The 26,255-nt window shown below is 67.5% G+C and carries 27 protein-coding genes; 15 read left to right on the forward strand and 12 right to left on the reverse strand.

The genetic code is table 11. The features are described from left to right. Nucleotides 1-10: 10 nt before the first annotated feature. From ABIC25_RS13685 to ABIC25_RS13715, 7 genes are all read right to left on the reverse strand, one after another. Nucleotides 11-1,699, reverse strand: a complete 1,689-nt coding sequence (locus ABIC25_RS13685) for an ABC transporter permease (RefSeq protein WP_064570545.1) — start codon at nt 1,697-1,699, stop codon at nt 11-13. Nucleotides 1,700-1,722: 23 nt separating this feature from the next. Next, nucleotides 1,723-2,931, reverse strand: a complete 1,209-nt coding sequence (locus ABIC25_RS13690; RefSeq protein ID WP_354561865.1) for an ABC transporter ATP-binding protein — start codon at nt 2,929-2,931, stop codon at nt 1,723-1,725. Next, complete coding sequence (locus ABIC25_RS13695) at nt 2,928-3,710, reverse strand: SDR family NAD(P)-dependent oxidoreductase (RefSeq protein ID WP_354561866.1); 783 nt, start codon at nt 3,708-3,710, stop codon at nt 2,928-2,930. The genes ABIC25_RS13690 and ABIC25_RS13695 overlap by 4 nt, the downstream gene beginning before the upstream one ends. Next, complete coding sequence (locus ABIC25_RS13700; RefSeq protein ID WP_064570464.1) at nt 3,707-4,747, reverse strand: ABC transporter substrate-binding protein; 1,041 nt, start codon at nt 4,745-4,747, stop codon at nt 3,707-3,709. Before ABIC25_RS13700 ends, ABIC25_RS13695 begins: the two co-directional genes overlap by 4 nt. Before the next feature lie 3 nt (nt 4,748-4,750). Beyond that, nucleotides 4,751-5,497 (reverse strand): alpha/beta fold hydrolase, encoded by a 747-nt coding sequence (locus ABIC25_RS13705; RefSeq protein ID WP_354561867.1) that lies wholly within the window; start codon nt 5,495-5,497, stop codon nt 4,751-4,753. Between the two features lie 168 nt (nt 5,498-5,665). Beyond that, complete coding sequence (locus ABIC25_RS13710; protein WP_354561869.1) at nt 5,666-6,037, reverse strand: hypothetical protein; 372 nt, start codon at nt 6,035-6,037, stop codon at nt 5,666-5,668. After that, nucleotides 6,034-6,402, reverse strand: a complete 369-nt coding sequence (locus ABIC25_RS13715; RefSeq protein ID WP_064570467.1) for a nuclear transport factor 2 family protein — start codon at nt 6,400-6,402, stop codon at nt 6,034-6,036. Before ABIC25_RS13715 ends, ABIC25_RS13710 begins: the two co-directional genes overlap by 4 nt. A gap of 115 nt (nt 6,403-6,517) precedes the next feature. On the opposite strand from ABIC25_RS13715, the gene ABIC25_RS13720 reads away from it, so the two are divergent. The 13 genes from ABIC25_RS13720 to ABIC25_RS13780 all read left to right on the forward strand — a co-directional run bounded on the left by ABIC25_RS13720 (nt 6,518) and on the right by ABIC25_RS13780 (nt 19,041). After that, nucleotides 6,518-7,306 (forward strand): enoyl-CoA hydratase/isomerase family protein, encoded by a 789-nt coding sequence (locus ABIC25_RS13720; RefSeq protein WP_064570468.1) that lies wholly within the window; start codon nt 6,518-6,520, stop codon nt 7,304-7,306. Between the two features lie 46 nt (nt 7,307-7,352). Beyond that, a complete protein-coding gene (locus ABIC25_RS13725; RefSeq protein ID WP_354561871.1) occupies nt 7,353-7,745 on the forward strand; it encodes a Zn-ribbon domain-containing OB-fold protein in 393 nt (130 codons plus the stop codon). Continuing rightward, nucleotides 7,742-8,890, forward strand: coding sequence for a thiolase family protein (locus ABIC25_RS13730; protein WP_064570470.1), 1,149 nt, complete (start codon nt 7,742-7,744; stop codon nt 8,888-8,890). The genes ABIC25_RS13725 and ABIC25_RS13730 overlap by 4 nt, the downstream gene beginning before the upstream one ends. 26 nt (nt 8,891-8,916) lie before the next feature. Further along, the gene (locus ABIC25_RS13735) at nt 8,917-10,119 is read left to right on the forward strand and encodes an acyl-CoA dehydrogenase family protein (RefSeq protein WP_239402318.1); all 1,203 of its coding nucleotides are present in this window, start codon (nt 8,917-8,919) and stop codon (nt 10,117-10,119) included. After that, nucleotides 10,116-11,093: a phosphotransferase family protein gene (locus tag ABIC25_RS13740; protein WP_354561873.1), complete on the forward strand. Its 978-nt coding sequence runs from the start codon at nt 10,116-10,118 to the stop codon at nt 11,091-11,093. The genes ABIC25_RS13735 and ABIC25_RS13740 overlap by 4 nt, the downstream gene beginning before the upstream one ends. A 74-nt stretch (nt 11,094-11,167) precedes the next feature. Further along, nucleotides 11,168-12,370: an acyl-CoA dehydrogenase family protein gene (locus tag ABIC25_RS13745; protein ID WP_354561875.1), complete on the forward strand. Its 1,203-nt coding sequence runs from the start codon at nt 11,168-11,170 to the stop codon at nt 12,368-12,370. Then, nucleotides 12,367-13,119, forward strand: a complete 753-nt coding sequence (locus tag ABIC25_RS13750) for an SDR family NAD(P)-dependent oxidoreductase (RefSeq protein WP_354561876.1) — start codon at nt 12,367-12,369, stop codon at nt 13,117-13,119. The genes ABIC25_RS13745 and ABIC25_RS13750 overlap by 4 nt, the downstream gene beginning before the upstream one ends. A gap of 10 nt (nt 13,120-13,129) precedes the next feature. Further along, nucleotides 13,130-13,915: an SDR family NAD(P)-dependent oxidoreductase gene (locus tag ABIC25_RS13755; RefSeq protein WP_354561878.1), complete on the forward strand. Its 786-nt coding sequence runs from the start codon at nt 13,130-13,132 to the stop codon at nt 13,913-13,915. A gap of 70 nt (nt 13,916-13,985) precedes the next feature. Continuing rightward, the gene (locus ABIC25_RS13760) at nt 13,986-15,479 is read left to right on the forward strand and encodes a class I adenylate-forming enzyme family protein (RefSeq protein ID WP_354561880.1); all 1,494 of its coding nucleotides are present in this window, start codon (nt 13,986-13,988) and stop codon (nt 15,477-15,479) included. Nucleotides 15,480-15,500: 21 nt separating this feature from the next. Further along, on the forward strand, nt 15,501-15,836 hold the full coding sequence (locus tag ABIC25_RS13765; protein WP_354561881.1) for an EthD family reductase: 336 nt from the start codon (nt 15,501-15,503) through the stop codon (nt 15,834-15,836). After that, nucleotides 15,833-16,900 carry an MBL fold metallo-hydrolase gene (locus tag ABIC25_RS13770; RefSeq protein ID WP_354561883.1) on the forward strand — a complete coding sequence of 356 codons (1,068 nt, stop codon included), beginning with the start codon at nt 15,833-15,835 and terminating at the stop codon, nt 16,898-16,900. The genes ABIC25_RS13765 and ABIC25_RS13770 overlap by 4 nt, the downstream gene beginning before the upstream one ends. Before the next feature lie 51 nt (nt 16,901-16,951). After that, a complete protein-coding gene (locus ABIC25_RS13775; RefSeq protein ID WP_354561884.1) occupies nt 16,952-17,989 on the forward strand; it encodes an NADP-dependent oxidoreductase in 1,038 nt (345 codons plus the stop codon). Between the two features lie 2 nt (nt 17,990-17,991). Next, nucleotides 17,992-19,041 carry an NAD(P)-dependent alcohol dehydrogenase gene (locus ABIC25_RS13780; RefSeq protein WP_354561885.1) on the forward strand — a complete coding sequence of 350 codons (1,050 nt, stop codon included), beginning with the start codon at nt 17,992-17,994 and terminating at the stop codon, nt 19,039-19,041. Nucleotides 19,042-19,085: 44 nt separating this feature from the next. Here the strand turns inward: ABIC25_RS13780 and ABIC25_RS13785 are convergent, their stop codons facing one another. Next, entirely contained in the window at nt 19,086-20,408 is a 1,323-nt protein-coding gene (locus ABIC25_RS13785) for an FAD-dependent oxidoreductase (RefSeq protein ID WP_354561886.1), read from the reverse strand. Nucleotides 20,409-20,524: 116 nt separating this feature from the next. On the opposite strand from ABIC25_RS13785, the gene ABIC25_RS13790 reads away from it, so the two are divergent. After that, on the forward strand, nt 20,525-21,931 hold the full coding sequence (locus ABIC25_RS13790) for an MFS transporter (RefSeq protein ID WP_354561888.1): 1,407 nt from the start codon (nt 20,525-20,527) through the stop codon (nt 21,929-21,931). Nucleotides 21,932-21,996: 65 nt separating this feature from the next. Next, complete coding sequence (locus ABIC25_RS13795) at nt 21,997-22,920, forward strand: adenylate/guanylate cyclase domain-containing protein (protein ID WP_354561889.1); 924 nt, start codon at nt 21,997-21,999, stop codon at nt 22,918-22,920. Nucleotides 22,921-22,956: 36 nt separating this feature from the next. Here ABIC25_RS13795 and ABIC25_RS13800 read toward each other — a convergent pair whose 3' ends face one another. The 4 genes from ABIC25_RS13800 to ABIC25_RS13815 are packed head-to-tail and all read right to left on the reverse strand — an operon-like array spanning nt 22,957 to nt 26,025. After that, nucleotides 22,957-24,045: a sulfate/molybdate ABC transporter ATP-binding protein gene (locus ABIC25_RS13800; RefSeq protein WP_354561891.1), complete on the reverse strand. Its 1,089-nt coding sequence runs from the start codon at nt 24,043-24,045 to the stop codon at nt 22,957-22,959. After that, nucleotides 24,042-24,863 (reverse strand): ABC transporter permease, encoded by an 822-nt coding sequence (locus tag ABIC25_RS13805; RefSeq protein WP_354561893.1) that lies wholly within the window; start codon nt 24,861-24,863, stop codon nt 24,042-24,044. Before ABIC25_RS13805 ends, ABIC25_RS13800 begins: the two co-directional genes overlap by 4 nt. Further along, nucleotides 24,860-25,627: a molybdate ABC transporter substrate-binding protein gene (gene modA / locus ABIC25_RS13810; RefSeq protein WP_354561894.1), complete on the reverse strand. Its 768-nt coding sequence runs from the start codon at nt 25,625-25,627 to the stop codon at nt 24,860-24,862. Before modA ends, ABIC25_RS13805 begins: the two co-directional genes overlap by 4 nt. Beyond that, nucleotides 25,624-26,025: a TOBE domain-containing protein gene (locus tag ABIC25_RS13815; RefSeq protein WP_004018975.1), complete on the reverse strand. Its 402-nt coding sequence runs from the start codon at nt 26,023-26,025 to the stop codon at nt 25,624-25,626. Before ABIC25_RS13815 ends, modA begins: the two co-directional genes overlap by 4 nt. Nucleotides 26,026-26,255 lie beyond the last annotated feature (230 nt).

Here is a 26,255-nt window from a genome sequence, read left to right on the forward strand (position 1 = left end):
GTCTCCGTTCCTAGAGATTGCTCAGGACGTTGCGGCCACCGACGACCATCGCGGCACCAACCCCGACCGTGGTCACCGCGGTCATCAGCAGAGCCATCGCGGCGACCTGCGGGTACGAGCCGTTCTGCCACATGTCGTAGAGCAGCGTGCCCATCACCTGCGTCGTCGACGCCCGGACCAGCAAGGAGGCGGCGAACTCGTGGGTCAACAGAATGAACATCAGCGCGACCGCCGAGAGGATCGCAGGGCGCATGAGCGGCAACATGATCCGGAGGTTCGTCACCATCGGTGACGCACCGCTCGTGGCCGATGCTTCGGTGTAGGCATTGCCCAGTGAGAGCATCGCGGTCATCTGCATGCGGGTGGCGAACGGCAACATGAGCACCACATAGACCAGGACGATCACGGTACGGGTGCCGTACAGGATCAGCGGCGGTTCGGTGTAGGTCAACAGGAATCCGACGCCGAAGATAACGGCGGGGATACCCAACGGCAGCGCGGTGATCAGGTCACCGGTCAGGGATAGGACCCGGAAGCGCCTGCCCCGCACCAGGAGATTGGCCATGATGTAACCGATCGGCACACAGATCAGCACCGCGCCGAACGAGGTCACCACGCTGGTCACCACGGATTCGATCACCGCCGTGGTGGCGAAGAGCTCGCGGAAGTTGTCCAGTGTGAACAGACTCCATGACAACGCGCCCGACCAGTAGGGGGTCAGCGACACGATGATGAGTCCGACCAGCGGGATCACCAGGGCGACCAGGGCGTAGATCACCAGTGTCGCCGTCGCCCAGCGCGCACGGCCGCCACTCGGCGCGAAGGCCTTGCCCCCGTGGGTCACGAAACGGTTCTGGTTGCCCAGCAACAGCTTCTGGATGAGGACGACCGCGATCCCGAGGATCACCAGCGGAGAGCCGGCCGCGGCGGCGGCAGCGAAGTCCGACGGGGATTCCGACACACGCCGGTACATGTCGGTCGTCAGGACGTTGACGCCGGTGTTCTGGCCGAGCAACAGCGGGCCGGTGAACTGGCCCAGCCCGAGCAGCAGAGCGATCCCGCCGCCGTAGATGAGGGACGGGCGGAGCAGCGGCAACACGACCCGGAAGAAGACACCGATCGTCGACGATCCGCTGACCTGCGCCGCCTCGAGGTGCTCGGAACTGATGTTCTGCATCCCCGCGCTGACGAAGAGGTAGACGAAGGAGGTCAAGCCGAAGCCGGTGAGGATGATGATCCACGGCACGGTGTAGACGTCGATCGGACCGCTGTCGCTCCCACTCCACCATGGCAGCTTGCGCAACAGGACGTTGAGATACCCGGGGCCCGGTGACAGCAGGAACGCCCAGCCGACGATGTTGGCCACCGCGGGCATGACGATCGGCAGGATGGGCACGATCTTCAGGAACCCCATCCGGGCCGGCAACCTGCTGGCCGCGAAGGCCAGCAGGGTCCCGAGCACCATGGCGATCACGAGCGACCCGATCGCCAGCGCGATCGTGGTCCGGATCGTCTCACCGATGTCGAATCGCCCGTATTGGCTCTGATACCCCTGTGCACCGTTCTCGAAGGCGAGTGCCTGCAGCCTGATCATCGGCAGCACGACGAGGTAGGCGAGCAGCGCGAGGAGCGCCAAGTAGCCGATCCGCGCGCGCCAGTGGGCGGGAATCGTGAACGAACGCATCGACTCCGACGCCATCGGCCCGGCCGGGACGGTCGCGGTCATGATGGCGACCCCGCGCGTTCTGCCTCGATCACCGGCGCGTCGTTCCGCCCGGTGGCACGCGTCTTGGCCGAGTTCGACACCCGGTCGACGGTCGCGCCGGCCTCGTCGGCGAACACCCGCAGCGCCGACGGCGCGAAACTCACGATCATCTTCTCACCCGGTCGGCTCTTCTTCAGGGTGCTGCCGTGTTCACCGGCCGGTGTGCGCAACATGAGCGTGTCCTCACCGCTGCGAACGGTCACGTCGTAGTAGCGACCGCCGTATTCGTGGTCGACGAGTTCGGTGTGCAACAACACGTTTCCGGAGGGGACCTCGTTCTCGCCGACATGCAGCAGCAGATCGTCAGGCCGCAGACGGGCCACCGCTTCGGTCCCGCGGTCGGGTACGCCCCGGACGACGGCGCGCGACAGATCGACGGCGTCGCCCTTCGTCGTCTCCCAGCCACGCTGCCCACGACGCAGTTCGATGCGGTTCGACATGCCGATGAACGCCGCCACGTACTCCGACACCGGGAACTCGAAGACCTGGTCGGGTTCGTCGTACTGTTCGATCTTGCCCGCCTTCATGATCGCGATCCGGTCACCGAGGGCGAACGCCTCGGACTGATCGTGGGTGACGAAGACCGCCGTGAAGCCCAGTTGCCGGTGCAGTTGATGGATCTGCGAGCGCACTTGATCACGAAGCCGCGCATCCAGATTGGACAGCGGCTCGTCGAACAGCACCAGGTCGGGCCGAGAGACCAGACCGCGGGCGACGGCGACTCGTTGCTGCTGTCCGCCGGAGAGCTGCGACGGGTAGCGATCGAGGAGACCCTCACAGTCGACCATGCGAGCCGCCTCGTCGACCGAGCCGTCCCGCAACGCGTCACGCATCTTGCGGACCTTCAGCGGGTAGCCGATGTTCCTGCGTACGGTCATGTGCGGCCAGAGGGCGTACGACTGGAAGACCATCCCGATGTTGCGCTTGTGCGCAGGAACATTCAGTTTGCGCTCGGCATCGAAGACCACCTGGTCCTTGAAGCTGATGGTACCGCCCTGCGGCGTCTCCAGGCCGGCCAGACAACGCAGCGTCGTGGTCTTGCCGCACCCGCTCGGTCCGAGCAGGACCAGGAACTCGCCGTCCTCGATGGGCAGATCCAGATCGTCCACGACGGTGTTGTCACCGTATTTCTTGACCAGTCCGGATACCGCGAAATGTGATGTCACGTCAGACTCTCCGCATTCTTCTTCGGGGTGCGGACGCCGGCCCCGGTGCCGCCGTCCACGAGCAGGTCCACGCCGGTGATGTAGCTGCTGCGCGGATCAGCCAGGAACCGGATCACCTCGGCGACCTCGGTGGGCGATCCGCGTCGTTGCATCGGGATGCTGCGCACGTAGCTGTCCACGTCGTCGGACGCGAAGTCCGGCACCGCGGTGATCTCGGTCTCGATGCTGCCGGGGCACACGTCGTTCACGCGGATTCCTTTGTCGGCGAGTTCGATCGCCGCGACCCGGGTCAGCGCCCGCACACCGAACTTCGACGCTCCATAGGCGCCGAGTTCCGCGGTGGCGAGCACGCCGCGCAGCGAGGAGATGTTCACCACCGCGCCGCCGGGCCGCATGTGTCGGGCCGCGGCGCGCACGCCGAGGAACGTCCCGACCAGATTGAGTTCGAGCATGTGCCGGAAGCCGTCGAGTGTGGTCTCGGCGAGCGGCGCCTTGATGGCTGCGCCCGCCGAGTTGACGAGGATCTGCAACGGCGCCCCGTCGGCCGCCATATCGGCCACGACGGCTTCCCAGGCGTCCTCGTCGCGGACGTCGAGCACCCGGAAGCGTTCGGCGGCACCGTACTCCGCGGCCGATGCGACCCCGGTCACCGAGTCGACGTCCGTCGGGTAGACGCGGGCCCCGTGCTGGGCGAGCAGCGCCGCCGTCGCCGCGCCGATACCCTTCGCGGCACCGGTGACGAGGACACCCGCGCCGTGGAAGTCGTCGGCCGAGGTCACGGCTGGAACTCCTTGGCCCAGTCCTGTGAGTACTCACGGACCTTGTCCGGAGTGAGGTCGGCCGTCTGGGGCAGCGCGATGTCCTGGGCGCGGGCGACGGCGCCGGGGATGTCGGGGAGCACGGCGGCGTACCCGGAGTTGAGCGCCACCTGTCCCTCTCGACTGATCATGAAGTCGACGAGCACCTGCGCCGCGTTGGGGTGCGGTGCGACCGACAGCGCCTGGGTGTACCACGGTGTGCCCCAGGGCGTTTCCGGGAGACTCCAGTTGACGGGGGCCCCGGCCTCGACCTCGGTGACGAGGGGTTGCACGGACGGTGTCACCGAGATCTCACCCGAGGTGAGTGCCTGCGCCACGCCCAGCGCGCTCGGGTACACCCGCGGCTGGAGTTCGGCGATCTGCTGCCAGTAGTCCTCGCCGTAGGTCCTCGCGTAGTAGCGGTACATGTCGACATACGACGCGATTCCGGTCGGGTTGACGACGCCGATCTTGCCCCGGTACGCGGGATCGATGATGTCCTGCGGTGACTTCAGACCACCGGGGACGGCATTCGTGTTCCACCCCAGGCCGAACACGGCGGCGCTGGTGAGTGCGAACTTGTCGGCGATCACGCTCTTGTCGCGGTCGTAGTCGGGCGCGTCGAGGGCCGGACCCACGAGATCGGTGGAGTAGGTACCCGATTCGGCGGCGGTGTCGATCCACGCCGCGTCGGTGAGCATGTGAACGTCGGCGATGCCCTTACCGGTCTTGTTCTCCGTCTCGACCTTCGGGTTGATGTCCGGGTCGGTACCGCGGACGAACTCGAGGGTGATCTCGGGGTACTTCTGCGTGAAGGCGGTCTTGAGCGCTTCGAGGTTCGCCGGCTTCTGGCTCGAGTACAGCATGACGCTGCCCTCTTCCTTGGCCGCCGCGACGACGTCCTCCCAGGTTCCGTCGACGGGTCCACTCGAGCCGGAGCCACCCCCACCACAGGCCGCGAGCACGGTGGCCGCCGCCGCGGCGATGGCCACCGCCGTCATTCTCTTCAGGCTCTTCATCTCTCACATACCTTTCGTGCGGCCGTCGGCCGTGGAATCGGTGGTGGCTCGCCGACCGGCGATCTGGTTCAGCAGATCGGCGAGCTGTTCGGGGATCGACACCATCGCCATGTGCCCGGAGTCGAGGTGCGCGACGTCGCCGCCGACAAGGGCGGCCGACCGTTCTTGGAGATCAGGTGTGTAGCAGTGGTCGTCGGTCAGGCGGATGTAGGTGCGGGCGACCGGCGCGGTCAGGCCACCGAGGTCGACGGGCTCCTCGAGCAGCGCCGCCGAGTCGTCGACGACCTGCTCGGCGGTCCACGCCGTCTGGGACGCATCCATGTCGTTGCAGAGCATCGCCTCTACCGCGGCCCGGTCCTGGTGATAGATGCCGTCACCGATGGATGCCCGAACCGCTTCTCGGACGCCCGGATCGATCTGATCGAGAACGCGGGTGCCATCCGGCGGAACGACGGCCGAGAGGAAGACGACCGCTCGCAGCCGTGGCGCGAGGACCGGCATGACCCTGGGCACCGACACACCGGCGAACGAATGCGCGACGAGGACGATCTCGTCGTCGAGCCCGGCGGTGTCGACGTCGTCCAGGATGGCCTGGGCGCAGTCGCCGAGGGTCACCCCGCGCAGGTCGATGTCAGCTCGCCGGCCGCGGCCGGGGAGATCGACGGCAACCGCCGGTCCGTCGAGTAACGGGACGAGGCGGTCCCAGCACGAACTCCCCATCCCCGCTCCATGAACCAGGACGACACTCATGTGAACCCCTCCGGACCGAACTGAACTGATCTCAGTTCTGCAATTTAGTGAGATATGCAAGTGATGTCAATCACTAACGTGTTCGAGTCTGTGACCAGGACACCCGCCGAGAACGCGAGGTGCCCCGCGCCCACACGACGGCGGACACGGGGCACTTCGACGGACAACTCAGCCGAACGAGACCTCGGGAGTACGCGCGATGAGCAACCGACGCACCGAGCCGGCGGCGTCGACCTGTGCGATGGCGGAGAACGATGCCTCGAAGGCGCCATTCCTCGTCGTGCGGCCGAGCACCATCTCGTGACCGGCCTCGGTCACGCCGACATCGATGTTGTGGACCAGCGTGCTCTTCTCCCGCTGTGCGAGGTAGCCGACGAGGCCGGCCCGGTCCCCGACGAATTCGGCGGACTCCCCGCCCCCCTTGGAGAACTGCACGGACATCACGAAGTCGTCGGCGATCATGCCGAGCACGCGGTCCGGGTCATCGGAATCCATGTACTCGAACCAGCGGGCGAGAGTCGGGGTCGGGGCGGTGGTCATCGTTCCTCCTGCTCATCGGGAATCAGGGCAAAGTCCGGACTGAAGGTCACCTGATAGCGGGCGACGAGTCCGTCGCCGTCCAGATGCATGACACCCACGAAGAAACCCGTTGTGAGGCTGCCGTTCTCGGTCACCTTGCCCTGGGCGAACTCGAGATCGCGGTCACCCGCGGTCCGCTGCACGACGTGCTTGCGGTTGACCGGTGGCCGATTGCGCAGATACTCGAGCATGCGGTCGCGGCCACGGCCGCGGTTCTCGCCACCGGGCAGGACCATCGTGAACTCGACGTCGGCGGCGAGCAGGGCCATCGCATCCTCCAGCCGCCCGCTGTCGACCGTGGCGTAGTACTTTTCGATCACAGTCATAAAGTGAACTTAGTTCAGTAGGCTTTCCGGTGTCGAGTGTTGACTTCCACCCTGCTCGGCCGATAAAACTGAAGTGAATCCAGTTCAACTTGCTCGTCCGTCAAGGAGAAACTCAATGATCGACACCGACCACATCATCCTCGAGAAGGACGGTCCCGTCGCCCGCGTGTGGCTGAACCGCCCGCACAAGAAGAACGCCGTAACCCCGGAGCTGCTGCACCGTCTCGACGAGATCATCGTCGAGGTCGACAACGACCCTGATCTGCTCGTACTCGTCCTGCGCGGCAAGGGAAACCAGTTCTGCTCCGGATTCGACCTCGACATCCTGCTCAGCGACTTCGTCGGCACCACCAACGCCATGGACGTCGCCGTGCTCTCGGCCAAGGTGTGCGACCGCCTGTACTCGATGAACACCCCGTCGGTCGCGGTCCTCGAGGACTACGTCACCGCCGGCGGTTTCGAGCTGATGATCTCGTGCGACTTCGCCATCGCCGCCGACGACGCCCGGATCGGCGACTTCCACATCCGCCGTGCGCTGTTCGGCGGCGCAGGCCCGATCTACCGCCTCCCCCGCATGATCGGCATCCGTAAGACCAAGGAGCTCATGCTCACCGGCAAGCTGCTGTCGGGCAAAGAGGCGACCGACTGGAACCTGATCAACGCCTCGGCGCCGGCTGCCGAGCTCGACCAGCTCGAGGCCGACTTCATCGCGCCACTCATCGACAAGAGCCCGTTCGCGATGAAGCTCACCAAGATGACCATCGACCGTGGTCTCGACGCCGACATCCAGTCGCTCATGGTCATGGAGCACCTCGCGGTCGGCAACGCGCTGCAGTCCGAGGACGCCAAGGAAGGCGTCAACGCGTTCCTGAACAAGCGTGAGCCGAAGTGGGTCGGTCGCTGACCGGTTCGGCCGACTGATTTCTCGAGACGGAACGGATGGGAGGGACATGACGGAGAACGATCGCGTACTCATGGGTTCCGAGTGCAGTACCTGCGGCACAGTCGGTTTCCCGGCCACCGCGCACTGCGCGCGGTGCGCGACCGCGACGGCGGCGCCCCGGGCACTGAGTACCCAGGGCACGGTGTGGACCTACACGGTCCAGCGGTTCGCACCGAAGTCGCCTCCGTATGTCCCCCCACCCGAGGGCTTCTCGCCCTTCGCGATGGGTTATGTCGAACTGCCCGAGGGCATTCGCGTCGCGGGCATCCTCGACTGTGAGACCTTCGACGGACTCATGGGTGCCCCTGCCGTTCTCATCGCCACCGAACCCGTACCCCGTTTCGCCGTTCACGCGGACGAATCGGCTGACGCGACGATCCAGGAAGGGGAGACCCGATGAGCGACGTGAACATCATCGGCGCCGGGCTGTCGAAGTTCGGACGCCAGCCCGGGACGAGTGGCCGGCAGATGGCCGTCACCGCCATCGGAACCGCCCTCGACGACGCCGGGATCTCCTGGCCCGACGTCCAGGTCGCCTTCGGCGGCAGCGACGGAGCCGGTTTGGCCGACACCCTCGTCGCCGAACTCGGTTTCACGGGAATTCCGTTCACCAACGTCAAGAACGGTTGCGCCACCGGCGGGAGCGCCTTGGTGTCTGCCGTGAACGCGATCCGGTCCGGCGCGGCCGACATCGCACTGGCGGTCGGTTTCGACAAACACCCACGCGGCGCGTTCGATCCGATGCCCGCGGAATGGGGCCTCGACGACGGTTACGGCGACGCGGGCCTGATGGTCACCACGCAGTTCTTCGGCTCGAAGATCGCACGCTACATGGGCATATACGGCATCACCCCGCCCACGCTGGCGAAGGTCGCCGAAAAGGCCTACCGCAACGGCGCACTCAACCCCAACGCGTGGCGGCGGGAGCCGATGACCGCCGACGAGATCGCCGGTGCCGCGATGGTCAACGATCCACTCACGCGATACATGTTCTGCTCCCCGGGTGAGGGTGGCGCGGCGGTCGTCGTCGCGAGCGCCGAGGCCACCCGCCGCCTGGGCGCCCGTGGCGTGCAGGTCCGCGCGATCAGCCATCGGACACGACGCTTCGGATCGTTCGAGGTCTTCAGCCCGGCCGTGCAGGGCACGGGCGAACCGGTCAGCGTCACCGCCGATGCCGCGACCGCCGCCTTCGAACAGGCCGGCATCGCTCCCGGCGACGTCGATGTCGCGCAACTCCAGGACACCGAGAGCGGTGCCGAGATCATGCACATGGCCGAGTGCGGCTTTTGTGAACATGGTGCGCAGGAGCAGTGGATCACCGAGGGGCGCACCGAGATCGGGGGTGCCTTCCCGGTGAACACCGATGGCGGTTGTATCGCCAACGGTGAACCGATCGGCGCGTCGGGATTGCGTCAGATCCACGAGATCGTCACTCAGCTCCGCGGCGACGGCGGCGACCGTCAGGTACCCGGAGCGCCGAAGGTGGGTTTCACCCACGTCTACGGGGCACCGGGCATCAGTGCCTGCACTGTGCTCACCGTCTGAACCACAGCACTCGCGATCGGATCGAGATGACCACCACCCTCCCCGACCTGGCCACCTTCACCGCCGAGGCCCGGACGTGGCTGCGCACCGTCGCCTCGCCGACCACCGACACCGGGTGGGGCGAGGGCAGCGACTCCGTCGCGGTCTTCGAGAACTGGACCACAGCGGAGGAACGAGCGCACACCGACGCGGTCGCGGCCTACGAGAAGGCGAAGTTCGACGCCGGATGGGGCGCGCTGACCTGGCCCGAGACATTCGGCGGCCAGAACCTGCCGGTCGCCCACGAGCTCGCCTTCCGCGCCGTCGAGGAGGAGTTCGATGTCCCGCGTCGGACCGAGATGTTCTCGGTCACCCAACAACTCGTCGCCCCCACGATCGCGCAGTGGGGAACCACCGACCAGCAGGACCGTTTCGTCCGGGCGATGCTCCGCACGGATCTGATAGCGTGCCAGCTCTTCTCCGAGACCGAGGCCGGTTCGGACCTGGCGGCGGTCCGCACCCGGGCGGTCGCACGCGACGGCACCTGGGTTCTGAACGGACACAAGGTCTGGACCTCCGGAGCACGCGTCGCCGATTACGGGGTGGCCGTCTGCCGCACCGATCCGGCCGCCCCCAAGCACAAGGGACTGACCGTCTTTCTCGTTCCGATGGACGCACCCGGGGTCACCGTCCGGCCCATCAGGCAGATGACCGGCGGTACGTCGTTCAACGAGGTCTACCTGGAGGACGTGCGACTCACCGACGAGCACCGACTGGGGCCGATCGGTTCGGGTTGGCCGGTTGCCCTGACCGTCCTGGCCGCCGAGCGACTCGACGGTGCCGGTCTCGGTCTCGCCAACGCCGATCGGGCCGTCGAACTGGCCCGGCAGCTCGGCCGGCCTCTGACCGACTTCGAAGCAGACCGGGTCGCCGACCTCGTCACCCGGGGATTCGTCCAGCGCATCGCGGGCATGCGCGTCGCGCAGACAATGGTGAGTGGGGCCGAACCGGGTCCCGAGGCGTCGATGGGCAAGCTCCTCGCCACCGACACCATGGCACGTACCTCTGAGGTGGTCCGGTTACTACTCGGACCCGAACTGGTCGCCGATCACGGCGGATGGGGTCGATATGCATGGACCGAGCACGTACTCGGCGCGCCCGGTTATCGCATCGCCGGCGGTACCGACGAGATCCAGCACAACATCATCGCCGAGCGCGTGCTCGGACTCCCGAAGGAACCGCGACTGTGACCCTCTACACGACTACCTCTCTGGAACAGCGCGTCTCGACCCGACTGCGGACGGCACACGGACTGGCCGTGACGTCGTTCGCCACCCTGCCCGGCGGTCACTCCGGCCTCACCTACCGGGTGGAGACCGACGGCGGCAACTTCGTCGTCAAGGCGGTACCCGAGGGACAGCGGTCGGTGGGCCGCCACGACATGATGCGGCAGGCCGCCATCCTGGCCGCGCTCGCCGACACCGACGTACCGGTGCCGAAGGTCCTGCAGATCGACCGCGACGAGCCGGCCTGGTTCGCCATGGAACTCGTGGCCGGCGAGTCATTGGAACCGGTTCTCGACGACCCGCCGGTGCTCCCCGATCTCGCTGCCGCCCGGATGTTGCGGGCTGCGGAGATCCTGCCCCGACTGCACGCCGTGGATTACCGACGCATCCCCGACACCGGTGATGTCCTCTCTCCCGCAGACGAACTCGAGCGCTGGGCTCGCACGCTGCGCGCGGTGCCGGCCGAACTGGTCGACGGCGGCGAGGAACTGCTCGCACTGCTGACCCGGTGCATCCCGAAGGCGATCGATCCGGTTCTGGTCCACGGCGACTACCGCCTGGGCAACATCATCTCGGCCGGCCCCGAACCGGTCGCCCTCATCGACTGGGAGATCTGGAGCATCGGAGACCCCCGCGTCGAACTCGGATGGTTCCTCGTCTTCGCCGACGGGGCCAACTTCCCGGGTGTGGGACGCGAGGTCGCCGGCCTCCCCTCCGCCGGCGACCTCGTGGCCGCCTACACACGGGACGCCGGAGTCGAGCTGCCCGATCTGACCTGGTTCGACGCCCTGGGCCGTCTCAAGATGGCGGCGATCATGGGCCACAACCTCCGTCGACATCGGGAGGGGCGCCATCACGATCCAGATCAGGAGAAGCTGCCGGACACCATTTCCCGTCTCATCGAGACCGGCACCGAACTGATCCCCCGACAGCGTTGATCCCCAGCCGATGACACCGATCTCCTGACCGGATTCGTCCGGCATCACCGACCACCCAGCCTGGAGGCTTCACCGTGGACTTCTCCTACTCCGAACGGACCCGCGAGCTCGCCGCACAGCTCGAGGAGTTCATGACCGACCACGTCTATCCCGCCGAGCGGGTGTACGACGAGCAGATCGCCGAGAACTACAACCCGCACGAACAGCCACAGATCATGCGCGACCTGCAGAAGCTCGCCCGCGATCGCGGCCTGTGGAACCTCTTCATGACCCACGACGGACTGGGCGCCGGGCTGACGAACCTCGAGTACGCACCGCTCGCCGAGATCGTCGGCCGGTCCATCATCGGCAACGAGGCGATCAACTGCTCCGCGCCCGACACCGGCAACATGGAGATCCTCGCCATGTACGGCACCAAGGCGCAGAAGCAGCAGTGGTTGAAGCCGTTGCTGGACTGCGAGATCCGGTCTGCCTTCGCGATGACCGAACCGGCCGTCGCATCGTCGGACGCAACGAACATCACGTCCACGATCGCGCGCGACGGTGACGACTACGTCCTCAACGGCCGGAAGTGGTACACCTCAGGCGTTCTCGACCCCGACTGCAAGCTCATCATCTTCATGGGCAAGTCCGATCCCACGGGTCCCACTTACCGTCAGCAGAGCATGATCCTGGTGCCGTTCGACACCCCGGGTATCGAGGTGCTCCGCGATCTGCCGATGTTCGGTTTCACCGACCGCCTCGGTCACGGCGAGGTGCAATTCACCGACGTGCGCGTGCCGGCCGAGAACATGCTCGGCGCGGAGGGCGACGGGTTCGCCATCGCCCAGGGGCGTCTCGGCCCGGGCCGCATGCATTATGCGATGCGAGCGGTCGGCATGGCTGAGCGGGCGCTCGACATGATGTGCAAGCGTTCGCTGGAGCGGCACGCGTTCGGAGGACCGCTCGCCCACCGCGGGGTCGTCCGGGAGTGGATCGCGCGCAGCAGGATCGAGATCGATCAGATCCGGCTGCAGGTCCTGTACTCGTCGTGGCTGATGGACACCCAGGGCAACGCCGCCGCAAGGTCCGAGGTCGCCGCGATCAAGGTCTCCGCCATGGAGGTCGCGCACCGCGTCGTCGACCGCGCCGTGCAGACCTTCGGCGCCGCCGGGGTCAGCAACGACACCGTCCTCGCCCGTCTCCACGCGATCACGCGTGCCCTGCAGATCGCCGACGGCCCCAACGAGGTCCATCTCCGCACCATCGCCCGACTGGAGGTCAAGAAGCACTCATGAGTACCGATCTCACCGGGAAGGTCGCCCTCGTCACCGGCGCGAGTCGCGGACTCGGGCTCGCGATCGCCCGCGGCCTCAAAGAGGCCGGCGCGACCGTGATCGTGTCCAGCCGCAAGCCCGACGCCTGCGCCGACGCCGTCGACGCTCTCGAGGACGTCCCCGGACAGGCCCACTCCCTCGCCTTGCACGTCGGTCGTTGGGACGAGCTCGAGCCCGCCGTCGACGGCATCATCGAACGTCACGGCAGCCTGGACATCCTCGTCAACAACGCCGGGATCGCCCCGCTCGCCGACAACCTGGTGTCGGTTTCGGAATCGCTGTGGGACAAGACCATCGAGGTGAACGTGAAGGGGCCGTTCCGACTGATGGCCGTCGCGGGCGATCGGATGCGCGCCGCGGGAGGCGGTTCGATCATCAACATCTCGAGTATCGGTGCCGTCCGGCCCAGTCCCGCGGAGGCGATGTACGCCGCGGCGAAGAACGGACTGAACGCCCTGACCCAGGCCTTCGCCCAGGAGTACGCGCCGACCGTCCGCGTGAACTGTGTCATGCCGGGCAGTTTCGCGACGGACATGGCCGAGAACTGGGATGACGAGTTCATCGGGCTCGTCACCGACCGTCTGCCTGCCGGCCGGCTGGGACGGCCGGAGGAGATCGCGGGACTCGTCACGCACCTCGCGAGCGACGACGCCGGTTACACCACCGGCGCACTCATCCCGGTCGACGGCGGCCGCACCGCGGTCTACTGAGGAGGCCACAGTGACCACCACGACCACCACTGAACACGCTCTGTCGGACCTGTTCGGACTCGCCGGGCGCACCGCGATCGTCACCGGCGCGTCCTCCGGACTGGGCCTGGGCTTCGCCACGACGCTGGCGTCCGCCGGCGCAACAGTTTTCGCGGCCGCGCGTCGCCTCGATCGGCTCGAACAACTCGCAGAGAAGTACCCGGCGATCGTCCCTGTCCGGTGTGACGTCACCGACGATGCGAGTCGCCGCAAGCTCGTCGACGAGGCCTTCCTCGCCACCGGGCGGGCCGACGTGCTGGTGAACAATGCCGGGATGGCCGGTCCGCCCGACGCCGAACAGGAGACGCCGGAGGGGTTCTCGGCGATTCTCGATCTGAATCTGCTGGCCGGTTTCCACCTCTCGACGTATCTCGTCGGCCGGCTCGACGAGGACGCCACGACGTCGATCATCAACATCGCGTCGGTCATCGGCCTGGTCTCGACGGCCCCGATCGGTGGCGCCTCCTATGCCGCGTCGAAGGCCGGGACCCTGGGCATGACACGCGAGCTGGCGGGGCAGTGGGGCCGGCGCGGCATCCGTGTCAACTCCGTCGTGCCCGGCTGGTTCGACACCGAGATGACCGACGGATTGTTCACCAACGACAAGTCGGCCGGGTGGGTCCGGCGCAACACGATGTTGGGACGCGGTGGTCGCGACGGTGAGGTCGACGGGGCGGTCCTGTTCTTGGCGTCCGACGCCGCCTCGTATGTCACCGGCCAGACCCTCGTGGTCGACGGCGGCTGGACGGCCCGATGACGGCAACCCGGATCGGCTCGGGCCCGAGAGGTCGAAGAGTTACGTTGGAGATGTTCGGAGGTGAGGTGAGATGAGGACACTGGCAACAGAACTGATCGATCGTGCCGCCACGGCGCCGGACCAGGTCGCGGTCATCGACCGGTTCGGGGAGCACCGGCTCGGCGACGTGGTCGACACCGCCCGGGCGATCGCCGATGCGCTCGCCACGCACGACGCGGCCGCACCCACCGTGATCGTCCAGGCCGACAACACCTGGCACACGCTGGCCTGCGCGGTCGGCGTCGGTCTTCGTGGCGGTCTCGTCGCCGTGTTCAGTCCACATGCCACGGCGTCGGAGTTCGACCTCGCGGTGGAGGACATCGCCCCCGACGTCGTCATCGCCGACGACGATGTGCTGGCGCACTGGGGTGCCGACGACGGACGTTTCGGTTCCCGACTCGCCGCTGGGTCGCATCGCACGGTACTGGCTCGACCGGACTTCGGTCCCATCGCTCGCTGGTCGGGCGGCACCGCCATCGCGATGACTTCCGGTTCCACCGGACGGCCGAAATGCGTAGTGCAGTCCGAGGAGGCGATTCGGTACGCGGCCCAGAGCACCATCGACGCAGTCGGTCTCCGTGCCGGCGACGCGATCGGTGCCTTCGTGCCGCTCTCCTCGGTCGCGGCCTTCTGCTTCGGTATGTACCTTCCCGCGTTCCTGGGCGGCACGATGGTCTGTATCGATCGGTGGACACCGGCGGGTGCGCTGACCGCCATGCGCGACCACGAGGTCGCCTGGACCATGCTCGTTCCCACGATGGCACTCCAGTTGTCCATCGCCGATGGTTCCGACACTCCCCTCACGGCGCTGCGGGCCATGACCGTCGGGGGCGGACCCATGAACGTCCGCGCACTGTCCGAGGCCGAGGAGACACTGGGCACGACGTTCCTCCGCGTGTTCGGGATGTCGGAGTGCCTCGGGCACACCACACCACTCCCCTCCGACCCTCGCGAACGCCGGCTCGGCAAGGACGGCAAGCCATTTCCCGGTACCGTGGTCCGCGCCGTCGACGCATCCGGCGCCACCCTGCCCGCCGGGGAGATCGGCGATGCACAGGTTCGCGGACCGTCGTTGTTCGTCGGCTACGCCCGGGACGGGAAGCCGCACCCGCCGGAGCTGACCGCGGACGGATTCCTGCCGACGGGCGACCTCGTGGAGGTCTCCGACGACGGTTTCATCCAGGTCATGGGACGCCAGAAGCAGATCATCATCCGCGGTGGGCGCAACATCGACATCAACGAGGTCGAGAGCGCCATCGCCGGCATCCCGGGTGTCGTACAGGTCTGCGTCGTACCCGTACCCGATGACATGCTCGGTGAACGCGCCGCGGCCCTCGTCGTGGCAGGCGGAGCCGAGATGACCCTGGCGGCGGTCACCGACGAGCTCGACCGATCCGGTTTCCCCAAGTTCAAATGGCCCGAGTACGTGTTCGCCGTCGAGGACCTTCCCCAGAATCGAGTCGGCAAACTCTCGCGGCCCGACGCCATCGCGCTTGCCACCCGGCTCGCCGGCCAGGCCGTGTGAAAATCTTCAAGAGGAGCAACAATGTTCAACCTCATGGTGCTGGCATCGCGCCCCAGCGACTGGACCCACGACCAGTTCATCGAGTGGTGGCGCGACGAGCACGCCGACGTCACCTACCCGTTGCCGGGTCTGCTCCGATGGCAGCACACGGAGATCGTGGAGGGTATCGACGAGAAGTCGTCGGGATGGGACGGATTGTCGGTGCTGAGCTTCGAGTCGCGAGAAGCACTCGACGCCGCACTCGCGAGCCCTGAGTGGAAGGCGGCCGTCGCCCACGTCGGCAGCATGCGCGGGCGTCGGATGATCTGGTACGGCGACGAGATGACCATGGTGCCGCTGACCGAACCGACGTCGTGACCGTCGGGAGTTCCTCGACGACGTGGCTCGAGGCGGGATGCCACCCCGTTGTCGATGGCGTTCACCGGATCCCGCTGGCTCTACCGCAGGACGGCCTGCGAGCGGTCAACATCTATGTGCTCGAGACAGATTCGGGTATCGCGCTCATCGACGGCGGCTGGCACCGGCCGGACACCCACCGCGAACTCACCGAAGCACTGTCCGTCATCGGGCGTACACCCGACGAGATCCACGACGTCTTCGTGACCCACATCCATCGCGACCACTACACCTTCGCGGTGGAGCTACGTCGACGACACGGATGTCGTGTCCACCTCGGGGCGGCCGAGGCCCCGGGCCTGGCCGAGATCGCCCGCGTCGACAGCAACGTCCCGACGTCGTCCCTGCGTGAGGTCCGGCGGGCCGGTGCTCTCGAGCTTGCCGACACCGTCCACGCGATGACGATCGACGAACCGTTCTCCATCGCGGACTGGGAGCAGCCCGACAGTTGGCTCGAGCCAGGGCTCCTCCCTCTTCCCGGCCGACGTGTCGAAGCGGTTCACACGCCCGGCCATACCAAGGGACACATCGTCTTCCACGATCACGATCACCGGCTGTCGTTCACCGGCGATCACATCCTGCCGACCATCACGCCCTCGATCGGTTTCGAGCTCGGCGACTGGGAGATGCCACTCGCGAAGTTCCTCCGGTCTCTCGAACTGCTCGTCGACGATCGCGATCACACCATCGCGCCCGCGCATGGCGCCGTGGGTGGCCAGATCCGCGCTCGCGCAGAGGTTCTCCTCGCACACCATGAGCACCGGTTCACCCAGATCGTCGATCTGCTCGCGGGTCACGGACGACCACTACCGGGACATGCGGTGGCACAGCGTCTGCCGTGGACTCGACACAATCGCCCCTTCGGCGCACTGGACACGTTCAATCAACTGATCGCCGTATGCGAGACGATGGCGCACCTCGATGTACTGGTGGACCGCGAGGTGGTACGCGTCGATGCTCGCGACGGAGTGGAGCACTTCGGCGTCCGCGGCTCCCACCGCAGCGAAACCCCGACCCCGCTCTGACCGGACTCACGTCCGGCCGCCGCAGCTCACCGTAGGAGAACGCAGGAGATCATGGCCAACCGACAGCTGTGTCTGGCACGCCGGCCGGAGGGCGCGCTGCGCGTCGACGACTTCGACATCGTCGAGACACCGGTGCGCACGCTCGCCGACGGCGAGGTCATGGTCCGCAACACCTGGCTGTCGATCGACCCGTCGCTACGCATCCGGCTGGAAGCCCAGACGCCGGACGGATATCTCCCGCCGTTGGCCATCGGTGAGCCGCTGGCGGGTCTCGCCCTCGGCGAGGTCGTCGAGTCCCGGTCCCCCGATTTCACGGTGGGCGATCTGGTCTCGCACACGCAGGGGTACCGCGACCTCGCGATCCTCGGTGGCGACGCCGGCACCCTCGGTGGGTACGGCGCCCCCACCCGGATCGAGCCGAGCGGCTTCCCCGACCACTGGTTCCTCGGTCCCCTCGGTAGTTCCGGCCTCACCGCCTACGTCGGCGTGACCGTGATCCTCGACGTGGAGGCCGACGACACGGTCTGGGTGTCCGCGGCCGCGGGGGCGGTCGGCAGTCTGGTCGCGCAGCTGGCACGGCAGCGCGGTGCCACCGTCATCGGATCGGCGGGCAGCCCGCCGAAGGTGGATCATCTGCTCTCCCAGCTCGGCCTCGACGCGGCGTTCGACCATCGCGCGCGGCCTCTCGCCGAGTCACTCGCCGAGGCTGCTCCCGCGGGCATCACCGCGTACTTCGACAGCGTCGGCGGCGCCCATCTGACCGCCGCGCTCGACGCGATGCGGGCCGGCGGCAGGATCGCCGTGTGCGGCGCCATCTCCGGTTACGACGCCGGGGACCCGGTTCCCGGCCCCCACAACCTGTTCCAGTTGGTGGCCAAGAGCATCCGCATGGAGGGCTACCGGGCCGGCTCGTTCAACCACCTCACCCCGGCGATGCAGGAGGAACTCGGCGATCATCTGTCCGCCGGACGGATACGGTTCGACGAGAAGGTCTTCGACGGCCTGGAGTCCGCCCCGGCAGCCATGATCGCGATGCTGCACGGCGATCACCTCGGCAAGACGCTCGTGACGCTCGACGAGAGGAACTGATCATGCGCGCCGTTCAGCTCGTCGAATGGGGAACGCCACCAGAGGTCCGGGAGATCGACGACCCCGAACCCATCGGCGCCGAATTGGTCCTGCGCGTCGACGCGGCGGGGCTGTGCCTGTCGGACATTCACGTGATGGACTCCGGCGCGGGCATTTTCGACTATCCGCTCCCACTCACCCTCGGCCACGAGACCGCCGGCACGGTCGTCGGGGCTGGGCCGTCCGCGGACTCGTCCTGGCTCGGCAGGCGCGTGGTGGTGCACGGCATCTGGGCCTGCCGGCGATGCCGCAATTGCCTTCGCGGACGGGAGAACTACTGTCTGCACCTGGCGCGGGTCCCGGGCGAGCCCCTACCGCGTATCGGAAATGGCCTGGGCCACCATGGTGGACTCGCCGAGAAGCTGCTCGTGCCGTCGGATGAGGTCCTCGTCCCGACCGGCGACCTCGACCCGGGGCTCGCCGCTCCCCTCGCCGACGCCGGATTGACGGCCTTCCACGCTATTCGGATGAACCTGGACGTCGTGGACGAGTCGACCGTCGCGGTCGTGATCGGCGTCGGCGGGCTCGGCCACATGGCCGTGCAGATCCTCTCGGCATTGGGCGTCTCCGCGGTGATCGCCGTCGATCAGCGTCCGGACGCGCAGGCCCTCGCGTCGACGCTGGGGTGTATCTCCGCCCACGCCTCGGTCGACGAGGCTCATCCGACTGTGCGCGGTCTCGGCGGCGCCGACCTCGTTCTCGACTTCGCCGGCGCACCATCGACGGTGGAGACTTCCCTGGAGCTCCTCGGACCCGGTGGGCGGCTCGTGGTGGTCGGCACGGCAGGCGGACGCGTACTCGTGGGCAAAGACCTCGGACTCGCCCAGGGATGGCAGGTGGGTGCACCGTTCTGGGGCACGCGATCGGACCTGTCGGCGGTGGTCGAGCTCGCCGCTGCCGGCCGTTTGTCCGCGGAGACGGTGGAATTCACGCTCGAGGATGCGCCGAGGGCTTACGAGCTGCTTCGGCGTGGGGAGGTCGCCGGGCGGGCCGTGGTGCGTCCGAACGGATGACCCTCTCGGGGCGCCTGCGGCCCGCGACTCCCCGCCCGTGACCGCTAGGCCGAAGCAGCGGTGTCGGCCGCGGCGAGACCAAAGACCAGGGCTGTCGCCAACCCGCCGCCGTAGGCGCGGTACCACAGACCGCCGGTGTCCGACCCGGCGGCGAGCAATCCGGGGATCGGATCACCGGACCCATCGGTCACGCGGGCGTTCTCGTCGATCCGGATGCCGACGAACGGGAAGGTGACCGCCGGGACGGTCTCGATGACGTAGTACGGCGGCTCGTCCAGCGGCATCGGGTCCAGCGCACGCGGGACCGATAGCGTGCCGTCGCGCACAGCCGTGTTGTACGACTCGATCTCGGCGGCGATGACCGCGCCGTCATAACCCCATTCCTCCGGGAGATACTGCAGTTCGTCGAGGGATTCCGCGACCCCGACGCGGCCGCCTCGCTTGCTCGCCAGCGCGAACTTGTCCGGTGCGATCGCACCTTCGACGTACGCCGTCGTCATCCAGTCGCGATGGACTCGCGCGTCGCCGATCAGCAGGCCGCGCGCCTCCGGTTGCGCGAGCAACTCCATCGTCGTCAGGTGGTCGGCGAGCGACTCGTCGGTGAACCGCTTGTTGTCGAGGTTGAACAGCAGCGCGTGCTCGCTGTAGTACAACGCCAGTTCGACGTAATCCGCGTCGGTGAACGTGATCTCGCTGGGGATGAGATGGCCGTAGAAGCCCGCGCCGGCGGTGCCGAAAGCCGCCCCGGCCGCGGCCGCGAGACGCAGCCCGCCGCCGCGGCTGTTCGGATTCGATCGAAGTGCGGTGTTTCGCGCCGATGGATGTAGGTGACGCGCACGCAGATCCGGGTCGGCCTGGAACCCGCCGGTGGCGATGAGCGTGTGCCTCGCCTCGATCTCGCGGGTCCACTCCCCGGGGCGCCGGACGACGGCACCGACGACCGCGCCCGCCGACATCAACAGTTCTTCGATGTCCGTGCCCAGGAGCATCTCGCCACCGTGGTCCGTCACGGTCCTCCGACACAGGTCGACGTAGTGGTTGGTGTCGAACCGATGACCGCGGCCGTAGCTCAGAATCCGCTGCGCGGGACCGACATCGGCGCCGAACTCGCGCAGCCAGTGGACGGCGGGACCGAAGCCGTCGACCAATCGCCGACGCAACACCGGGTCGCCATCCGGGTTCTGCTCGGCCATCACCTCGTGGTCGGGCATCGTCCACGCGTAACCCGCGTACCGGGCGGACCCGCCCACATCGTCGGCGACGTCGACCAGACACACAGACAGGCCCTGGGTCGCAGCCCTGGCCGCCGCGGTGCAACCAGCCATACCCGCGCCGATCACGAGAAGGTCGACGCCGTTGTCTGTCATGTCTTCTCCTCGCTCGGAAACCGTTCGCGGCTTCTGCCCATGTCCGCCCCTTGACTCGGCGCGTACCTGCCACCTTAACTGAGTTCACTTCACTATGTCCCGGAAAGGGGTGGATCGTGTCCGACGGCAAGGTCGCGCCGGAATTCCCCCTCGACGGGGTTCATCACTCTCACCGTCCGACATTCCTCGTTCTCGCGGTGGCTGTTTCGTCGATGGCGATGCTGCAGTCGGTGGTGATCCCGGTGCTACCGGCACTCCAGCGGGAGTTGGGCACCGACTCGGTCGGCATCACGTGGGTCCTCACGTCGTTCCTGCTGTCGGCATCGGTGTGCACCCCGATCATCGGACGGTGCGGGGACCTGTTCGGCCGCAAGAGAGTGTTCGTCTGGTGCCTCGTGGTCCTCGCGATCAGCACTGTGATGGCAGCATTCGCCACCACTCTGGCGGCCATGATCGTCTCGCGCGTGCTGCAGGGAGTCGCCGGCGGTCTGTTGCCCGCCGCGTTCGGCATCGTGCGCGACGTCTTCCCTCCGGCGCGTGTGGCAGGTGCAATCGGGTCCATCGCCGCACTGATCGCGGTCGGTTTCGGGATGGGGATCGTCATCGCGGGACCAATTGAGTCGACGTTCGGCGTCAGGTGGCTGTTCGGCCTGCCGTGTGTGGTGATCGCGCTGGCGGCGGTCTGCGCGGCAATCGTGGTCGCACCGGACAGCACACGCTCGTCGGACGCGCGGGTGAACTGGCCCGCCGCAGTCGTTCTCGCGGGTTGGCTCCTCACGCTGCTGGTCGCCATCAGCCGGGCGCCCACGATCGGGTGGGTGTCGTGGCAGTTCGCCGGGCTGGTCGCCATGGCGATTCTGCTCTTCGGACTGTGGCTCGCCGTCGAACTCCGAAGTGCGGTACCCCTCATCGACGTCCGGATCATGCGGGAGCCGACCGTGTGGGCGGGCAACCTGTCGTCCTTCCTGCTCGGGGTCGGGATGTTCGCCGCGTTCACGGCGTTGCCGCAGTTCCTCCAGGCTTCCCAGACGGACGGGTTCGGGTTCAGTGCGTCGAGCACGATCGCTGGACTGATGATCATGCCCATCTCGGCCGGGATGTTCGTGCTGGGACTGTTCGCCGGTCGCCTGACCCGACGATTCGGCGCCCGACTCCTGCTGATCAGCGGCTCCCTCGTCGCATCTGTCGGCTACCTGGCCCTCGCGGCCGCGCACACCGCTGCCGGCCTGATCTACGTCTGGTGCACAATCGTCGGTGTCGGACTGGGACTGGCGTTCTCCGCGGTCTCCAACCTGGTGATCGCCGCCGTTCCGCCGGACCAGACGGGCGCCGTCAGTGGGATGAATGTCAACATCCGAACAGTCGGCGGCGCGGTGGGTGCCGCACTCATGGCCAGCCTGGTCACCGTCGGTGGCGACGCCCCCGGCGCACCGTCGGACGTCGGATACACGCTCGGGTTCGTCATGATCGGTGTTGCCGTCGCCCTGTCCGCGGCGGCTGCGGCGGCTGCACCTTCTGCGTGACGAGGGGTCGGGCGCCCCCGTCTGCCGCTATGCTGAGCCGACGCCGGAGATGGGACTCGGATCGGATGAACGACGCCTCGGAAGCGCGGGACCGCCCCCGCTACACTCGCGACGAACTGGTCGCCGAACTCGGGCTGTCCGCCGATTTCGCCGAGAAGGCTTGGAATGCATTCGGTTTCGTGCGTCAGCCTTCCTCGGACAAGGTCTTCTCCGATCGCGACCTCGCCGCCCTGCGCATGTTCGCGTCCTCCTCGTCGGCGATGCCGGAGACCAGCCAGATCGCGATGGCCCGAGCCATCGGACAGACGATGTCCCGGCTGGCAGAGTGGGAAGCCGACCTGCTGCGTGACATCGTCGACGACCCCGCGGTGCCGTGGGACTTCGACCAGATGAGTCTCGCGCTCGGCCAGATCCAGCAACTCATCTGGCGTCGGCACATGGCGCAGGCGATCGAGCGTCACACCGATCACTCCGACGACGAGGAGATCGACCTGATCGTCGGCTTCGCCGACATCGTCGGTTATACAAGTCTTTCCCGGCGCATCGATCTGAATGACCTGGAGTCCCTGCTCGGCTCGTTCGAGGACGACACCTTCGACGTGGTCGTGGATCATGGTGGGCGCGTCATCAAGACCCTCGGCGACGCGGTCATGTTCACCTTCGACGACGCCCCCGCCGCGGCGAGTGCAGCACTGGAGATCCATCAGCTGTCCACGGACGACAGTCTTCCCCCGTTGCGGGTCGGCATGGCGCGAGGTTCCGTCCTCGCCCGACTCGGAGACGTCTTCGGCGAGCCGGTGAACATCGCCTCGCGTCTCGCCGGGTCGGCCCGTCCCGGAACCACACTCATCGACGACGCGATCGCCGACCAGCTCGGTGGTGACGACCGCTTCTACCTCAAATCGATGCCGACACTGCGCGTCCGGGGCTACAAGCATCTCAAGGCCCGCGTGCTCGAAGCCCACCGCGACGGGCCGCTCGGGGAGTGAGAGCCACCCGACGAACCTCGACCCGCAAGGCGCGGGTCAGAGCGAGCCGGGGCCCACGGCGCTGATCCGCACCTCGCTCGCCTTCACCACCAGGTAAACCGCGAGTCCGGTGACGAGCCCGAGGTCGGCGACCGCCGCCCAGGTGACCTCGGCCGCGACGAGTTGCTTCCCCACCTCGGCGGTCACCACGGCGTGGTCACCCCGGGGCGCGATGTCACGGACGCCGGCGGCCAGCGTGGTACGCGGACTACCGTGGGGCGCTTCGAGGTAGACGGCGACGGCCCGTGGCGAGAACGTGGCAGCGGCGCCCGCACCCGGTTGTGGCCCGTCGTCACCGGCGCTGCCGACGACCCGATTGCCTGACGGGTCGACGACGGCGTCGTCCGCGTCCAGGATGCCCACGAACAGGTTGAGCCCGGACAACGACGCCGCGAAACGACTTGTGGGACGTGTCAGAACATCGCGCGCGGAGCCGGATTCGACGACGCGGCCGCCCTCCAGGACCATGATGTCGTCGCACAGCCCGAGGGCGTCCACCGGGTCGTGGGTGACCATGATCGTCGTGCGGTCCCGGTCGGCGAGAAGAGTACGCAGCAGTGCTCGCAACCGGCTCGCGACGTCGACGTCGAGTGCACGGAAAGGCTCGTCCAACAGCAGTATTCGCGGTTGCGCGGCGAGGGCCCGAGCGATCGCGACGCGTTGTGCCTGCCCACCGGAGAGCTGGTGCGGCTTGCGGTCGGCGAGGTCGGCGACCTCGGTTGCCGACAGCCAGCGTTCCACTCGTTCCCGGATCTCCGACCTCGCCAGACGCTGCGCCGCAGGCGCGAACCCCACGTTGTCGGCGACCGTCAGATGCGGGAACAGGCGAGCATCCTGCGACAGCAGTGCGATTCCGCGCCGGCTCGGCGGCACGAACGTCGTGGTGTCGCTGAACACCTTGTCGCCAAGAGTGATCCGGCACCGGTCATCTCGGCGCAGCAGGCCGGCGACAACGCGCAACATCGTCGATTTGCCCGCCCCGTTGGGCCCGACGACCGCGGTGGTCGTGCCGGCGGCGAAACGGTGCTCGACGCGCAACGCGGGCACCGTGAGGTCGATGGACACCTCCAGATCCACTCCGGTCACAAGCCACCCCCGAGACGCGACCGGCGGCTGTGCACTCCCACGACGACGACCAACGACACGGCGACGAGGATGAGCGACAACGGGATCGCGGCCTGTGGGTCGTCGATGGCCGACACATAGATGGCCAGCGGCGCGGTCTGGGTCACCCCGGGCGCATTACCGGCGAACGTGATCGTCGCACCGAACTCCCCCAGCGCCCGCGCGAAAGCGAGTACCAGGCCCGCGACGAGAGACGGCAGGACCAACGGGAGGGTGACCCGCCACAGGGTCCGGGTCGGACCGGCACCCAGGGTCGCGGCGACCTCCTCGTATCGCGTCCCGACGACGCGCACCGCGCCCTCGACGCTGATCACGAGGAACGGCAGCGCCACGAAGGTCTGTGCGAGCACGACAGCCGTTGTCGTGAACGCGATGTCGAGGCCGGCCGCGTGCAGGCGCTCGCCGACGATCCCGAGCCGGCCGAAGGTGTACAGCAATGCGAGACCGCCGACCACGGGCGGTAACACCAAGGGCAGCAACACCAGTGCGCGGAGCACTCGGATGACCGGACCGTCGTGTCGCGCGAAGATCAGCGCCATCGGCACCCCGACGATCAGGCAGATGACGGTGCTGGCACCGGCGGTGATCAGCGACAATCGCAGTGCGTCGAGCGACGAGGGTGACGAGATCTGCTCGACGAAGGTGGCCCACGGCGAACGGAGTAGGAGCGCCAGCGGAGGGAGGACGATCAGTCCGACACCGATCAGTGCCAGGCCGTACGTCCACCCGGGCAACCCCGCGGGGTCGCGTCGTGAGCGGATGAACAAACTGATGGTCAAGGCGCTCCGAAGCCGGCCTCGCGCAGGATGCGTTGACCATCCGCGCCGCGGACGAGGTCGACGAATTGGTTGGCGAGGTCGGCATTCCGGGCCCCGGTGAGGGTCGCGATGGGATAGGAGTTCACGACGGCCGCGAAGGCCGGGTCGGTCACGGTGGCCACCTTGTCACCGGCCCCTCGGGCGTCGGTCACATAGACCACACCCGCGTCCGCCTGGCCGGTCGTCACCTTGGTCAACACCGCGCTCACCGACTGTTCCTCGGAGGCGGCGTCGACGGTGACACCGGTGTTGCGCTCGACGGTCTCGGTCGCGGCACCGCACGGCTGAGCCGACTGGCAGATGACCGCCGTCACGTCGGGCTTGTTCAGGTCGGCGAACGACGCGATGCCACGGGGATTGCCCGGCGCCGTAACGATCACGAGTGTGTTCGTGGCGAAGACCGCCGGGCCGACGGCGAGATCGCCGAGTTTGTCCATGTTCTTCTCGTCGGCACTCGCGAACACGTCGGCCGGCGCGCCCTGCTCGATCTGGTTGGCCAGCGTGGACGAACCGTCGAACGAGATGCGCACCGTGACCCCGTCGTGCTGTTGCTCGAACTCGTCGGCGATCGCGGTGAACGTCTTCTTCAGCGAGGCCGCCGCCGACACGTCGAGGGTCGTCGTGGCGGTGGATTCGGTGGAGTCGGTGTCCGTTCCGCCGGACGACGAGCACCCCGCCACGAGCAGCAGTCCGGTCGTCGCGACCGCGACGGCAAGCCTTCTCATCTGTTCTCCCGGTTGGTCTCGACGATCACGGTCGTCGCCTTGACGACGGCCGTGGCCACGACGCCGGGCCGCAGATCGAGTTCGCGAACGGCGTCCGCACTCATCAGCGACGTCACTTCGAACGGTCCGCACTGCAGGGTCACCTGGGCCATCACCACATCCGTGCGGACGTCGGTGACGAGCCCGGTGAACCGATTGCGAGCCGAGCGTCCGACCGATGCCCCGTCGTCCGGTGCCACCGCGCGCTCGCGGGCGAGGGCGGCGAGCCGCGCCCCGTCGACGGTGGCGACGGGTCCGTCGTCGGAGGCCTCCAAGACGCCGGTCGCGACCCAGCGCCGGACGGTGTCGTCACTGACGCCCAGCAGCGCGGCGGCGTCCCTGATTCGAATTGCGGTCACTGCAACACCGTACCCGCATCAGCGGAGATATGAGCGCTCTATCTCCGCGCGCGAGCAAACCAGCGACGTTGACCTCAACCGAACTTGAGGTTCTACGCTCGAATTCGATCCGGCCGTCGGATTCCTGGTGCCGATACCGATGAGTTCGGTGCGGGAGGACGGTCTGACCTCTCGACGATGACCACCACACCCCGAAGGTGCCCTGAATTGTTCCCCGACGTCACCCGAAC

The organism is Gordonia sp. PvP123 (assembly GCF_040547295.1).
Classification (GTDB): Bacteria; Actinomycetota; Actinomycetes; order Mycobacteriales; family Mycobacteriaceae; genus Gordonia; species Gordonia terrae.